Annotated in this window: 12 protein-coding genes; all 12 read right to left on the reverse strand. The window is 52.8% G+C overall.

The window, feature by feature from the left end; all coding sequences use genetic code 11:
• Window positions 1–1,632, reverse strand: coding sequence for an isovaleryl-CoA dehydrogenase (locus EVX52_RS15930; RefSeq protein ID WP_129991641.1), 1,632 nt, complete (start codon window positions 1,630–1,632; stop codon window positions 1–3).
• Between the two features lie 134 nt (window positions 1,633–1,766).
• Window positions 1,767–2,510, reverse strand: a complete 744-nt coding sequence (gene rlmB, locus EVX52_RS15935; RefSeq protein WP_014411562.1) for a 23S rRNA (guanosine(2251)-2'-O)-methyltransferase RlmB — start codon at window positions 2,508–2,510, stop codon at window positions 1,767–1,769.
• 96 nt (window positions 2,511–2,606) lie between these two features.
• The gene (gene rnr, locus EVX52_RS15940; RefSeq protein ID WP_129991642.1) at window positions 2,607–5,105 is read right to left on the reverse strand and encodes a ribonuclease R; all 2,499 of its coding nucleotides are present in this window, start codon (window positions 5,103–5,105) and stop codon (window positions 2,607–2,609) included.
• Window positions 5,106–5,146: 41 nt separating this feature from the next.
• On the reverse strand, window positions 5,147–5,572 hold the full coding sequence (nsrR, locus tag EVX52_RS15945; RefSeq protein WP_129954261.1) for a nitric oxide-sensing transcriptional repressor NsrR: 426 nt from the start codon (window positions 5,570–5,572) through the stop codon (window positions 5,147–5,149).
• 227 nt (window positions 5,573–5,799) lie between these two features.
• On the reverse strand, window positions 5,800–7,098 hold the full coding sequence (locus EVX52_RS15950; RefSeq protein WP_013573768.1) for an adenylosuccinate synthase: 1,299 nt from the start codon (window positions 7,096–7,098) through the stop codon (window positions 5,800–5,802).
• 144 nt (window positions 7,099–7,242) lie between these two features.
• The gene (locus EVX52_RS15955) at window positions 7,243–7,443 is read right to left on the reverse strand and encodes a DUF2065 domain-containing protein (protein ID WP_129954259.1); all 201 of its coding nucleotides are present in this window, start codon (window positions 7,441–7,443) and stop codon (window positions 7,243–7,245) included.
• 94 nt (window positions 7,444–7,537) lie between these two features.
• Entirely contained in the window at window positions 7,538–8,536 is a 999-nt protein-coding gene (gene hflC / locus EVX52_RS15960; RefSeq protein ID WP_013573766.1) for a protease modulator HflC, read from the reverse strand.
• A gap of 2 nt (window positions 8,537–8,538) precedes the next feature.
• On the reverse strand, window positions 8,539–9,825 hold the full coding sequence (gene hflK, locus EVX52_RS15965) for an FtsH protease activity modulator HflK (RefSeq protein WP_129954257.1): 1,287 nt from the start codon (window positions 9,823–9,825) through the stop codon (window positions 8,539–8,541).
• A 33-nt stretch (window positions 9,826–9,858) separates the two neighbouring features.
• Window positions 9,859–11,163 (reverse strand): ribosome rescue GTPase HflX, encoded by a 1,305-nt coding sequence (gene hflX / locus EVX52_RS15970; protein WP_129954255.1) that lies wholly within the window; start codon window positions 11,161–11,163, stop codon window positions 9,859–9,861.
• Between the two features lie 98 nt (window positions 11,164–11,261).
• Entirely contained in the window at window positions 11,262–11,570 is a 309-nt protein-coding gene (gene hfq, locus EVX52_RS15975; protein ID WP_095923701.1) for an RNA chaperone Hfq, read from the reverse strand.
• 113 nt (window positions 11,571–11,683) lie between these two features.
• Window positions 11,684–12,625, reverse strand: a complete 942-nt coding sequence (gene miaA, locus EVX52_RS15980) for a tRNA (adenosine(37)-N6)-dimethylallyltransferase MiaA (protein WP_129954254.1) — start codon at window positions 12,623–12,625, stop codon at window positions 11,684–11,686.
• Window positions 12,618–14,537 (reverse strand): DNA mismatch repair endonuclease MutL, encoded by a 1,920-nt coding sequence (mutL, locus tag EVX52_RS15985; RefSeq protein WP_129954252.1) that lies wholly within the window; start codon window positions 14,535–14,537, stop codon window positions 12,618–12,620. Before mutL ends, miaA begins: the two co-directional genes overlap by 8 nt.
• Window positions 14,538–14,568 lie beyond the last annotated feature (31 nt).

Raw genomic sequence — 14,568 nt, forward strand, 5'->3', positions numbered from 1 at the left:
TTATTCAGCGCCGATGGCGCGGTTGAGCAGTAACTGACATAGCCGTTCCGGCAGCCGTGTTTCTCCGCGCGGATCCAGCACCATGCGACACCACGCATCTGCCACCGGTGGCGACGCAAACGCCAGCATTTGCGTCGCTGTCATCAGGTTACATAGCTGGCCGGTCAGCCAGCGCCCTTGCGCTTCTTCCGGCGCATGCAGCCGGTGTAAAAACTGGCGTGACACCCGGTCAAAGATGCGGTTTTGTCCGCGCACCTGCTGAAAAATCTGCTGAACCATTTCCGCACTGGCAGGCAGCTTTTTCAGCGTGCGCAGCACATCAAGACACATGATATTTCCCGACCCTTCCCAGATACTGTTGACCGGCATTTCGCGATACAAACGCGGTAACTCGCTATCTTCGCAATAGCCAATCCCCCCCAGCACTTCCATCGCCCCGGCTACAAACGGCATCCCCTGACGGCAGACTTCGAACTTCGCAGCGGGCGTGAGCAGGCGGCATAACAATTGTTCCGCCGGATTATTGCGCTCTCCGCAAGCGGTAGCCAGACGCATCAGTAGCAGGGTTTGCCCTTCCAGATATAACGCCATCCGGCTGAGTGTCTGACGCATCATAGGCTGTTCGGTTAAGGGTTTACCAAACACCTGTCGCTGGAACGCATGATACAACGCTACGGACAATGCCCGGCGCATCATGGCGTGGCTGCCCAGCGCACAGTCAAACCGTGTATGACCGCCCATTTTGAGGATATGACGAATGCCTTCACCTTCCTCTCCCAGCAACCAGCCAGTGGCGTTCTGAAACTCCACTTCACTGCTGGCATTCGAACGGTTACCGAGTTTGTCCTTCAGCCGCTCAATGCGGATAGCATTGCGTGACCCGTCAGGCAAAATCCGTGGCAAAAAGAAACAGGAAAGTCCGCCACCTGCCTGCGCCAGCACCAAATGTGCATCACTTTGCGGCACGGAGAAAAACCATTTGTGCCCCACCAGGTGATAAGGTTTTCCGCTACCGCGGCCTTCCAGTGCTGTCGCCCGCGTGGTGTTACTGAGCACGTCCGAGCCCCCCTGTTTTTCCGTCATGCCCATACCGATCAGCACGCCTTTCTTCTGATCGCCGGCTTGCAGATGCGGATCATAACGGTCAGATAACAGGGGTTTCATCCAGCCACTGAAATCCGGCGGAAGATATTTTTGCAGCAGCGGGATCGCACCAAATGTCATTGTCACCGGACATAGCGTCCCCGCTTCAACCTGGCCGTGAAGAATAAAACGCGCTGCACGCGCCACTACTGCTCCCACCCGCGCATCTTCCTGCCACGGTAAATTGTGCACACGGTTGGCGATCAGCCCCTGCATCAGCAGATGCCATGCCGGGTGGAAACGCACGTCATCAAGACGCTCGCCGGTAGCGTCATAGCGCAAAAGATCAGGCGGATTAGCATTCGCCAGCCTTCCCAGCTCAAGCGATTCCGCAGAACCTAATTGTTGCCCGAGGGACGCCAGCACATCTGCATCCCAGCCCGCCTGCTGGCGGGAAACCGCTTCACGCAGCGGCGTATCGGAAAGAAATAAATTACTGTTACTCAGCGGCTTGGGTTGATTGAAAACCCGGTGTGTTTCCCAGTCCATCGCCTGCTCCCTGTCAAAAGGATATGGCGTAAGTATGGTAAAAATCGGGGAATTAACAGGCGGACAGATCACAAACGCAGAAATGCAAACGGGAGCCCTGAGGCTCCCGTTTTAATCAGCGCAAAAAATAACAATCAACTCTTCTTCAGACCGCGCTGGCGAACCGCTTCGAACAGACAAACACCGGTGGCTACAGAAACGTTCAGGGAAGAGACACTCCCCGCCATGGGGATGCTGATCAGCTCGTCACAGTGTTCGCGGGTCAGCCGGCGCATGCCTTCACCTTCCGCCCCCATCACCAGTGCCATCGGGCCTGTCATTTTACTCTGGAACAGATCATGATCGGCCTCACCGGCCGTGCCGACGATCCAGACATTATGTTCCTGCAGTACGCGCAATGTACGCGCCAGATTGGTCACGTTGATCAGCGGCACGTTTTCAGCGGCACCGCTGGCGACTTTCTTCGCAGTGGCATTCAGTTTCGCAGAACGGTCACGCGGAACAATTACCGCGTGAACCCCGGCGGCATCCGCAGTACGCAGACAGGCGCCCAGGTTATGCGGGTCCGTTACGCCATCAAGCACCAGCAGGAACGGACAATCAAGGCTTTCGAGCAACGCAGGCAGGTCATTTTCCTGATACTGACGACCTTCACGCACACGCGCGATGATCCCCTGATGCACAGCACCTTCGGATTTCTCATCCAGCCACTGGCGGCTCGCCACCTGGATGACGATACCGCTGGCTTCCAGCTCGTCGATCAGCGGTTTCAGGCGTTTATCGTCACGGCCTTTCAGGATAAAAACTTCCAGAAAGCGTTGCGGATCGTTGTCGAGTAAGGCTTTAACGGAATGAATACCGTAAATAATTTCGCTCATGATGCTCTTTAAAATAGACTTGCGGACAGCATGCTGTCCGCAATTTAGTAAGGATAGTTACAGACGATTCTATCATAGAAGAATCGTCAGAAAGGATTAGCTGTCAGACTGCTTTTTCTTCGCGCGTTTGGCTCTGGTCGCCGCCGCAATTTTTGCGGTTTTGTCAGAAGGCTTTTTGGCTTTCTTCGGCTTACCGTCTTTACCCACAGCACTGACTGCTTTTTCTTTCTTAGGTTTTGCCGGTTTCGCATCATCTTTGCGGAATGCGCTGTCCGGTTCAAAGTTCACGTTTTTCTTAGCGCTGCGGCGACGACCAGCGTTGGCTGGCGCAGCAGAACGCAGGGTACGTTCGCCCCCTTTTTTCGCGCGGTCACGCGCGGTTTTGCCTTCGCCCCGCGCTTTGCGGGTGCTGGACACCAGCGCGAAATCGATTTTACGTTCGTCCATGTGCACCGCTTCGACGCGAATTTCTACCGTATCGCCCAGGCGGTAAACCGCACCGGAGGATTCGCCCACCAGACGCTGGCCGATGTTATCGTAACGGTAATAATCGTTGTCAAGCGATGAGACATGCACCAGACCGTCAATGAACAGATCGTTGAGACGCACGAAGAAGCCGAAGCCAGTGACACTGGCGATAATGCCGGTGAAGACTTCACCCACATGATCCTGCATGAAGTCGCATTTCAGCCAGTCAGCCACGTTGCGGGTGGCTTCGTCCGCGCGGCGTTCCGCCATCGAACAATGCTCACCGAGTTGCAACATATCTTCGTAATCACTGTGCCAGCCACCGGTCGGCGTCCAGCGATCTTTCAGCGTGCCATGCTCTTTCGCCAGCAGATACTTGATCGCACGGTGCAATGCCAGATCCGGATAACGACGGATTGGCGAAGTGAAATGCCCGTAAGACGGTAACGCCAGACCAAAGTGGCCACGGTTTTCCGGATCGTAAATCGCCTGTTTCATCGAACGCAACAGCATGGTTTGCAGCATTTCGCGGTCAGGACGGCCGGCCAGTTCATCCATGATCTGAGCATAATCCTTCGGCTCAGGCTTCATGCCGCCGCCCATCACCAGACCCAGTTCACCCAACACGCTTTTCAGCGCGGAGATATGGTCATCGCTTGGACGGTCATGCACACGGAACAGTGCCGGTTCGTCATGTTTTTCAACAAAACGTGCGGCAGCGATGTTCGCCAGAATCATGCACTCTTCAATCAGTTTATGAGCATCGTTACGTACAGTCGGCTCGACACGTTCGATACGACGCTCAGCATTAAAGATAAATTTCGCTTCTTCGGTTTCGAACGCAATACCGCCGCGCTCTGCACGCGCCTGATCCAACATTTTGTACATGGTGTGCAGTTCAAGCAAATGCTTAACCAGCGGCGAATATTGCTCGCGCAGTTCCGGATCGCCTTCGATGATGCGCCAGACTTTGTTGTATGTCAGACGTGCATGAGAGCTCATTACCGCTTCGTAGAACTTAGAGCTGGTCAGCTTACCCTGGGCGGAGATGGTCATCTCACAAACCATGCACAGGCGGTCTACCTGTGGGTTCAGGGAACACAGGCCGTTGGACAGCACTTCCGGCAGCATCGGGACAACCTGCGACGGGAAGTACACCGACGTAGCACGGCTGCGGGCTTCATCATCCAGCGCCGTGCCGTGACGGACGTAATAGCTCACGTCGGCAATGGCCACCCACAGGCGCCAGCCACCGCCGCGTTTTTTCTCGCAATATACGGCATCATCGAAGTCGCGCGCATCTTCACCATCAATGGTGACCAGCGGCAGACTGCGTAAATCGACACGGCCTTTTTTCGCTTCTTCCGGCACCTGTTCGCTCAGGTCTTCGACCTGTTTCAGCACCTGTGGCGGCCAGACGTGGGGGATTTCATGAGTACGCAGAGCGATATCTACCGCCATGTTGGTACCCATTTTATCCCCGAGGACCTCAACGATTTTACCGACCGCTTTAGTGCGTCGGGTCGGACGCTGTGTCAGCTCAACGACCACCATATAGCCCATGCGTGCGCCATTAATGGCGTCAGCCGGGATCAGGATATCAAAGCTCAGGCGGCTGTCGTCAGGCACCACAAAACCGGCGCCAGCGTCAGTAAAGTAGCGACCCACAATCTGGCTGGTTTTCGGCACCAGAACACGCACGATGCGAGCTTCACGGCGGCCTTTACGGTCGGTTCCGACTGGCTGTGCCAGTACCACGTCGCCGTGGATGCACATTTTCATTTGTTCCGCAGAAAGATACACATCGTCTTTCTTTACGCCTTCAAGGCGCAGGAAACCGTAACCATCGCGATGACCGATGACCGTGCCTTTCAGCAAGTCGAGACGCTCAGGCAGCGCGTAACACTGGCGACGGGTAAAGACTAACTGCCCGTCACGTTCCATCGCGCGCAGACGGCGACGCAGGGCTTCCAGTGCTTCTTCTCCGGAGAGATTAAGTTCGTTACCAATTTCTTCCCGGCTGGCTGGGGTTTCACGTTTGGCGAGGTGTTCCAGAATAAATTCACGGCTGGGAATAGGTGATTCGTATTTTTCTGCTTCTCGTTCCAGGAATGGATCTTGTGACATAGCGGTTCCTCCGTTGTCATCAGCAGTTTGTTGAAAGTCTTTCATTCAACAAGCAATAATTGGTAGAGCGTTGAGTTATCTTTGACCATATCGGCCAAAGTGTACTGATTCAGCTCATCAAGAAAATGTTCTACAGCAGTGTGCAGGACTTGTTTTAGCCGGCATGCAGGCGTGATATGACAAAAATCACTGGCACAGTTGACCAGCGAAAGAGGTTCCAGCTCGCGCACCACGTCGCCAATGCGAATGGTCTCTGCGGGCTTGCCCAGCTTGATACCCCCGTTCTTTCCGCGAACGGCTGTGACCAGACCAGCACGGCTCAACTGATTAATGATTTTCACCATGTGGTTACGCGATACACCGTAAACCTCGGTGACCTGCGAAATGTTGGTCATCTGATCGTCCGGCAATGACGCCATATAAATCAAGGCTCTCAAACCATAATCAGTAAAACTCGTTAACTGCACACATACCTCTGGGTAGCTATTACCCGGTCTTTCCACGTCAGCAATGACAACAGGGTGAAGATGATTGTTTATTATGACACTTTGATGATAAACCAGCCGCGAACTTTGCAGCTAATCATTTAGATAGTGGATGGTTTATAGAAAGTAAACAAGCGAAGGGAGTCAGAAAAAAACAAACCGGGCAATTTTGCCCGGTTATGACGTCTTTACACAATCAGCTCTGGCTGTTATGCATCAAACGGGTCACGCAGAATCATCGTTTCGCTACGATCCGGGCCAGTAGAGATAATATCAACCGGCACTTCAGTCAGTTCTTCGATACGCTTGATGTAATTCAGCGCTGCCTGTGGCAGGTTTTCCACTTCTTTCACGCCAAAGGTGGTTTCGGTCCAGCCTGGCATAATTTCGTAGATTGGCTCGATACCTTCCCAGCCTTCAGCAGCCAGCGGCGTGGTGGTCATTTCGCGGCCATCAGGCATGCGGTAACCGACACACAGCTTCACTTCTTTCAGACCGTCCAGCACATCCAGTTTGGTCAGACAGAAACCAGACAGGGAGTTGATCTGCACAGAACGACGCACCGCTACGATGTCCAGCCAGCCACAACGACGGCTACGGCCAGTGGTCGCACCAAACTCGTTACCTTGCTTACGCAGGAACTCGCCGGTTTCATCAAACAGTTCAGTCGGGAACGGACCTGCACCCACGCGGGTAGAGTAGGCTTTCACAATGCCCAGCACATAATCAACATAACGTGGACCAATGCCCGAACCGGTGGCAACGCCGCCAGCAGTGGTATTGGAAGAGGTGACGTACGGATAAGTCCCGTGGTCGATATCCAGAAGCGTGCCTTGCGCGCCTTCGAACATGATCAGGTCACCACGCTTACGCGCGCCGTCCAGCAGCTCAGACACGTCAACAACCATAGCCGTCAGGATGTCGGCAATCGCCATCACATCATCCAACGTTTTCTGGAAATCAACGGCTTCTACTTTGTAGTAGTTAACCAGCTGGAAGTTATGGTATTCGATGATTTCTTTCAGCTTGATAGCGAAAGTTTCTTTGTTGAAGAGATCGCCTACGCGCAAACCGCGACGAGCCACTTTATCTTCATAAGCCGGGCCAATACCACGACCGGTCGTACCGATCGCTTTATCGCCACGCGCTTTCTCACGCGCCATGTCCAGTGCGACATGGTAAGGCAGGATCAGCGGGCAAGCTTCAGACAGTAACAGACGTTCGCGTACAGGGATGCCACGAGCTTCAAGTTCGCCCATTTCTTTCATTAAGGCGTCAGGAGCCAGAACAACACCGTTGCCGATGATGCTGGTCACGTTTTCACGCAAAATGCCAGACGGAATTAAATGAAGAACGGTTTTTTCACCGTTGATAACCAGAGTGTGACCGGCGTTGTGACCGCCCTGATAGCGCACAACATATTTAGCCCGTTCAGTAAGCAGGTCTACGACCTTGCCTTTCCCTTCATCACCCCATTGAGTGCCGAGTACGACGACGTTCTTACCCATCTCAAGAATCACCAGGTTGCTTAAAAAAGGATTCTAACATCTCATTCTGTGCTTTCCAGCACTTTTAGCACACGTTTGCGGGAAAAATTTTAATTGCGTGCTACCGGTCTCAGCGAGACGTGACACACCGCATGTAACAAAACCTCACCCTCCCACACGACTACGCAACATGTAGTAAATTACGAAGCCTGCAACCACAAGACCACCGCCAAAACGGCGTAAAACCGTGTCCGGAAGATTCGCCAGCGAAAGGATCATTTTTCTCCACGTTTTTGGATAAATCATTGGTCCCAGGCCTTCAAGAACCAAAACTAATGCCAGCGCCAGCCAGATTGTCGAATTCATGATGAGTCAGTCTCGCAACATCCCTTCTTAAAAGAGAGGGTTTCAGAAAAGACAAAAGGCCCCCTAAGGGACCTTTTGGAAATTGCAGAAGCAATTATTTATTTTTTTCAGGTGACTTCATGAAGCGGAAGAAATCGCTGTCAGGGCTTAACACCATGACGTCGTTGCCGCTCTTGAAGCTGGCCTCGTAAGCACGCAGGCTACGGATGAATGCGTAGAAGTCAGGATCCTGGCTGAACGCGTCAGCAAACAGTTTCGCCGCTTCGGCATCCCCCTCACCACGGGTGATACGGGCAGTACGTTCTGCTTCAGCAACGGTACGTGTTCTCTCGTAATCCGCAGCCGCCTGGATTTTAGTCGCCTCTTCTTTACCCTGGGAGATGTGACGCAATGCCACCGCATTACGTTCAGCACGCATACGATCGTAAATCGCGCTGGACACTTCTTCCGGCAAGTTGATTTGTTTCAGACGTACATCCACTACTTCAATACCCAATGCCGCCATGCTGTTCGGGTTCACCGCAGGTTGTTTACCTTTGGTTTCCTGCTCAACACGTTTTGCTGCAGAGGCAATCGCATCATCGGCTTCAGTGGTCGCTTCAGGCTCATCGCCTACGCTACCGGTGTTCAATGCATCACGCACATCCAGGGTCAGACGACCACGGGAATCGGTCACGATGTCTTTTACGTCAAGGCGACCAATTTCAGAACGCAGACGGTCACTGAATTTACGTTTCAGCAGGATTTCTGCCTGAGACACATCACCGCCGCCCGTTGCCAGGTAGTAGCGGCTAAAATCACTGATACGCCATTTCAGGTAAGAATCGACGATTAAGTCTTTCTTCTCGCTGGTCACGAAGCGGTCAGCCTGGTTATCCATGGTCTGGATACGCGCGTCGAGCATTTTAATGGATTCCACGAATGGAACTTTGAAATGCAGGCCCGGTGCATAAACCAGCGGTTTGTTATCACTGTCGCGCAGAACTTTGCCAAAACGCAACACGATGCCACGCTGACCTTCCTGGACCACAAACAGTGAGGCATAAAGCGCCACCAGCACCACAACGACGATAAGTAAAAATGACTTACGCATTGTTATTCTCTCCCTACGCGAAGTGTATCGTCACGCTGTGCATTTGCACGGCGCTGGTCCATGACACTGCCAGACGAACGGGAACTGCTGTTATCGGCACTGCTTTTACTATTACTGCTGGTCAACCCAGGAACGGAAGGCAACAGACCTGTTTCATCATTCTTGCTGGTATCATTTGCAGCAGCGTTATTTCCGCGCAACATTTGATCCAACGGCAAGACCATCAGGTTATTCCCTTTATCACTCACCAGCACTTTACGGGTGTGGCTGAGCACTTTTTCCATGGTTTCGATATACAGACGTTCGCGGGTAATTTCAGGCGCAGCTTTATATTCAGGTAACAGTTTGGAGAAACGGGCCACTTCACCCTGTGCTTCCAGAACCGTACGATCTTTATAAGCTTTAGCATCTTCCAGCAAGCGCTGTGCTTCACCGTTTGCCAGAGGCTGGATCTGGTTCGCATAAGCTTCTGCTTCACGAATAGACTGTTGCTCTCTTTCACGGGCAGCGATCGCATTATCGAAGGAAGCTTTCACTTCTTCAGGTGGGCGCGCAGTCTGGAAGTTGACGTCCTGGATGGTGATACCCATTTTGTACGGACGAATGGTTTCTTCCAGTACACGTTGGGTATCACTACGCACGGTGGTACGGCCTTCAGTCAGGATTTTATCCATCGTATATTTGCCGATAACACCACGCAGTGCGCTGTCCGTTGCCTGGCTCAGGCTGTCGTCAGGGTTGGCGACGCTGAACAGATAGGCTTCAGGATCCGTCACGCGGTACTGCACGTTCATTTCAACGCGCACAACGTTCTCATCGGATGTCAGCATTACACCAGACGCAGCCAGTTCACGTACCGATTCTACGTTCACCGCACGCACCTGATCGATGAAGGTTGGTTTCCAGTTCAGGCCCGGTTCAACCAGATGGCTAAACTTACCAAAACGGGTTACCACGCCACGCTCAGCTTCTTTGATGGTATAGAAACCCGTTGCAGCCCAGATAACCACCACCGCAGCGACCGCGATGCCAGCAATCCGGGTGCCACTCATTCCATGACCGGAACCGGTTGGCGTACCGTTGTTGTTGTTACCTGAACCTTTTCCGCCGAAACCACCCAGTTTTTTGCTGAGCTTACGGAAGATATCATCCAGGTCAGGTGGCCCCTGATTACGGCCGCCTTTGTTGTCGTTATTTCCACCAGAATTTCCACCAGAGTTGCCGCTATTATTGCTGCTGCCCCAGGGGTCGCGGTCCTGTCCGTTATTACCGGGCTGATTCCACGCCATGTTATAGCTCCATTATTCTATGATTGGTGTTCTTCAGGCTAAATCAGACAGGCTCTGGTTGCGGACATAGCTTTCCAGTTCCTGCTCTTGTTTGCAGAGGCGACGCCAGTCAACGATGGGCATTCGCACCACCAGACCAATACTGCCATCCTCTTCAATCCATTCTTTTTCAATGGCCTGAAGCTGGTAAAAACGGCTACGAAGGCGGCCTGCTTCCGGCGGCAAGCACAATTCATGCTGCGCGATTTCGCCAGAGAGTCGCTCCGTTAATGCCTGAAAAAGCAACGGAATACCTTCACCTGTCACGGCTGAGAGCCAGACCCTGACCGGCAAATTCTCCTCGTTGCGGTCGATACGCGGGACAAAGTCATCCAGCATATCTATTTTGTTCATCACTAACAGCGCAGGAATTTCATCTGCTTCGATCTCTGCCAGCACCGTATTCACCGCGTCAATATTTTCTTGAACCCGGATGTCCGCTGCATCAATTACATGGAGTAACAGAGATGCCTGTCGGGTTTCCTGCAATGTTGCCTTAAAAGCCGCAACCAAATCATGGGGCAGGTGACGAATAAACCCTACGGTGTCCGCCAACACGGTTTCCCCGACATCTGCCACCATAATACGGCGCAGTGTAGGATCGAGCGTAGCAAACAACTGATTGGCCACATAAACATCGGCCTGAGTAATACGATTAAAAAGTGTAGATTTCCCGGCGTTGGTATACCCCACCAACGACACCGTCGGAATATCTGCACGAACACGTGAACGGCGACCCTGTTCACGCTGCTTAGCCACTTTTTCAAGCCGGCTGAGGATCAAAGTGATTCTGTCGCGCAGTAAACGGCGGTCAGTTTCGAGCTGGGTTTCACCCGGGCCACGCGCACCAATGCCGCCGCCCTGTCGTTCAAGGTGGGTCCAGCCGCGAACCAGTCGGGTAGCGATGTGGCGTAATTGCGCCAGTTCTACTTGTAACTTACCTTCGTGTGTCCGGGCCCGCTGGGCAAAAATATCTAATATCAATCCGGTGCGGTCGACAACGCGACATTCGCATAAGGCTTCCAGGTTTCTTTCCTGGCCGGGAGACAAGGCGTGATCAAACAGGATGACAGAGGCGCCCGTTGCTTTGACGGCATCTGCGATTTCTTGGGCCTTTCCTTCACCGACAAAGTATTTTGGGTGCGGTGCCTTGCGGCTCCCGGTGACGACTTGCAACGCCTCTACACCTGCAGAAGATACCAGCGATTCAAATTCGCTCAGGTCTTCCGTGTCTTTGTCTTGCGAGAAATAGATATGAACCAGTACGGCCTGCTCACCGGCTTCATAACGGTCAAACAAGCTTGCGACCTCTCATTGGGAAAAAATTCGCCAGCCGGGGGTGCATAAGCATAATCGGAATACTTATGAACCCCTTCGTGGTTGACCAACGTTGCGCTTTATTCAGCGTCATCGTTTTCCTGCTGCGGCTGTTGCGCAGACGGAGTGCTACCATGGTGATAATTGTTGGTGCTGCCCGTACCTGGATTATTGCTATGATGTGACACCGGGCGGGAAGGCACTACGGTGGAGATAGCGTGTTTATACACCATCTGGCTAACCGTATTTTTTAACAGAATGACAAACTGGTCAAAAGACTCAATCTGGCCTTGCAGCTTAATACCATTCACCAAGTAAATAGAAACCGGAACACGTTCACGACGCAATGCGTTCAGGAACGGATCTTGCAAAGATTGCCCCTTAGCCATTCTATCTTTTCCTTATTAGTTTGTTGTTTGTAACTTTGAGCCTATCAGCTCGAAAATAAATCACATAAAAAATTGCGCGCTGAGTACTGATCAATTGTACACAATCACCCAACCTATGCACTAACAACCTGAATTACACGGTTTAAGGCTTCTTCTGGCTTCTCAGAATCGAGCCATTCGACACCCTCCCAACTTCGTAACCAGGTCATCTGACGTTTGGCCAGCTGTCGTGTCGCGCAAACACCACGATAAACCATTTCATCGTAATCGAATTCACCAGACAAATATGACCACATCTGGCGATAACCCACACAACGAATGGAAGGCAAATCTGTATGCAAATCGCCCCGGGCTATCAGCGTTTTGACTTCGTCTTCAAAACCATTGGACAACATCTGGCTAAAACGTTCCTCGATCCGCGCATGTAAAAGTTCACGGCGGGTCGGCGCAATCGCAAACTGATGGACACGATAGGGTAATGTTTCACCCGAAATTTTAGTCAGTTCCGTTAAAGTTTTACCCGAAATAAAAAAAACTTCCAGTGCTCTGGACAGTCTCTGTGGATCATTCGGATGAATTCGCATAGCCGCAACGGGATCGATTTCACGCAACTGGTCATGTAACGCCTCCCAGCCCTGTTCCGCCGCCTGCTTTTCAATACGTTCGCGCACGGCAGGATCAGCCGGTGGCAACGGGGAAAGACCTTCAAGCAACGCCTTGAAATAAAGCATAGTCCCACCTACCAATAACGGGATCTTATTGCGCGAGGTTATTTCTGCCATTTCCCGCAATGCGTCTTGACGAAAGTCAGCCGCCGAATAAGCCAGTGCCGGGTCGAGGATATCGATCAGCCGATGCGGCGCCTCCGCCAGTTCTTCTGCCGTGGGCTTCGCCGTACCAATATCCATCCCCCGATAAATCAGGGCAGAATCGACGCTGATAAGCTCGACAGGCAGGTGTTTCATCAGCGATATCGCCAGTGCTGTTTTACCGGATGCGGTCGGCCCCATAATAAAGATGGCCGGGGGAACTGCGTGTTTTTCAGAATCAGTCATGCTTAAAAGCCGCCAGTGCGGGCTGTAAATCAAGAGGTTGCAGAAGGCCGGACGGAGGCGATTTCACCAATTGCGGGCAAAGACGCTCAACATCCGTGAGTAATTGTATGGCTTGTGAAATTGTCCAGACCTCATGCTCGCAGCCGCAGTGGCGGGCAAACCACATAGCTACCGCATCAGAAGTCACCTCCTGCTGAACAGCAAGATAACCTAACAGATCAGGTATCAACTTTTGTAAATTTTGTTGGCGTAATGGTAAAGGTACCGCGCGAACCGTCACACGCTGTGACTCACTGAGCATTTCTAAACCAAAATGCTGTAATAGCGCCTGATGCCGTGCCAGCACGGTCGTCTCTTCTTTTTTCAGCGTCAGCTTCAGCGGAATTAATAACGGTTGTGGTCGCAACCCCTCTTCGGGTGGTGTCAGCTGCGCCCATTTCAGCCAGCGATCAGCAACCGGTAATGCCAGCAATACCAGATTTTTGCCGCGCTCAAGTAACGCATATTCCGAGGAACATACCGTCAGCACACGCCCGAAACTCTGGCTGTGTGATTCCAGTGCCGGTTCCGTCAGTGTACGGGCCGCCGGAATGGCTGGCTTAGCGGGCGGTGCCGCAGCAGGTGCCGGTTCCTGTAAAGAAAACGACGCCGGCGCAGGTTGCAACAAACGTCCGTAAGCCTGGCTTTCTGAGGGATTGTAAGCGGGCTCCGTGTTGCGGTAAGCAGGTTCACGGGGCTGGCTGACGCGGGCTGTTTCAGGAAATACATTTTCACGTGGCGGATTATTTTCCCGCGGTGCCGGCGTTTTATGTTCTGCCGGTTGCGAGAAATGATTGCCGCCCGCAGCCTGACGGTTTTCCTGCTGCCAGCGCGGTGTATCTGCCTGAAGTTGTGGTTCATCAAGCACGGGAGCCCCCGTCTGCTGCAATACGGACATCACCGCCTGATAAATAAAATCATGCACCAGCCGCGACTGATGGAAACGCACTTCGTGTTTGGCAGGGTGCACATTCACATCCACCTGATGCGGATCGACATCCAGATAAAGCACATACGCGGGCTGCTGATCGTCTTTGAGCTGATCCTGATACGCCTGGCGGATCGCGTGATTAATGAGGCGATCTTTCATCATGCGGTTGTTCACATAGCAATACTGCATATCACTCAGGCTGCGTGAACCGGCCGGATCCGCCACCCAGCCACGGATCGCCAGATCACCATGACTCCATTCCACGGCCAGTGCGTGCTCGACAAATGTCGGGCTGCAAATACTGGCCAGACGACGGGAGAACTGTGCCGGGTCTTTCACCGCACGATACTGACGAATAAGTTTACCGTTGTGGCTGAGGTTGACAGAAACGTCAAAGCGCGCCAGTGCAATCCGCCGGACAACTTCATCGATATGGGTAAATTCGGTTTTCTCAGTACGCATGAATTTGCGGCGGGCGGGCGTGTTGTAAAACAGATCCAGCACTTCAACCGTCGAGCCTTGCGGATGTGCCGCCGGTTTGACGGTTACCGCCATATCACGCCCTTCGGCATACGCCTGCCAGGCTTCATGCTGTTCAGCGGTGCGTGATGTCAGGATCAGGCGCGATACAGAGCTGATACTTGCCAGCGCTTCGCCGCGGAATCCGAGGCTCAGAATGGCTTCCAGATCATCAAGACAGGTAATTTTACTGGTGGCATGACGTGCCAGCGCTAAAGCCAGATCGTCTTTGCCAATCCCACAGCCGTTATCGCGAATGCGGATAAGTTTGGCACCACCACGATCGATATCAATATCAATACGCGTCGCGCCCGCATCAAGGCTGTTCTCCACCAGTTCCTTCACCACGGAAGCCGGTCTTTCGACAACTTCACCCGCTGCTATCTGGTTAGCAAGTTGTGGCGGCAGTACCTTGATTGGCATAGCGGCTCCTGTGGCAGCGGTCATTTACCGC

The organism is Rahnella sp. CFA14(1/10) (assembly GCF_004195095.1).
GTDB classification, from domain to species: domain Bacteria; phylum Pseudomonadota; class Gammaproteobacteria; order Enterobacterales; family Enterobacteriaceae; genus Rahnella; species Rahnella perminowiae.

Coding starts and splice junctions, on each gene's coding strand:
- hflC (WP_013573766.1), bottom strand. CDS start 8,536: ATGCGTAAGTCATTTTTACTTATCGTCGTTGTGGTGCTGGTGGCGCTT.
- miaA (WP_129954254.1), bottom strand. CDS start 12,625: ATGACTGATTCTGAAAAACACGCAGTTCCCCCGGCCATCTTTATTATG.
- EVX52_RS15950 (WP_013573768.1), bottom strand. CDS start 7,098: ATGGGTAAGAACGTCGTCGTACTCGGCACTCAATGGGGTGATGAAGGG.
- rlmB (WP_014411562.1), bottom strand. CDS start 2,510: ATGAGCGAAATTATTTACGGTATTCATTCCGTTAAAGCCTTACTCGAC.
- rnr (WP_129991642.1), bottom strand. CDS start 5,105: ATGTCACAAGATCCATTCCTGGAACGAGAAGCAGAAAAATACGAATCA.
- hfq (WP_095923701.1), bottom strand. CDS start 11,570: ATGGCTAAGGGGCAATCTTTGCAAGATCCGTTCCTGAACGCATTGCGT.
- EVX52_RS15955 (WP_129954259.1), bottom strand. CDS start 7,443: ATGAATTCGACAATCTGGCTGGCGCTGGCATTAGTTTTGGTTCTTGAA.
- EVX52_RS15930 (WP_129991641.1), bottom strand. CDS start 1,632: ATGGACTGGGAAACACACCGGGTTTTCAATCAACCCAAGCCGCTGAGT.
- mutL (WP_129954252.1), bottom strand. CDS start 14,537: ATGCCAATCAAGGTACTGCCGCCACAACTTGCTAACCAGATAGCAGCG.
- hflK (WP_129954257.1), bottom strand. CDS start 9,825: ATGGCGTGGAATCAGCCCGGTAATAACGGACAGGACCGCGACCCCTGG.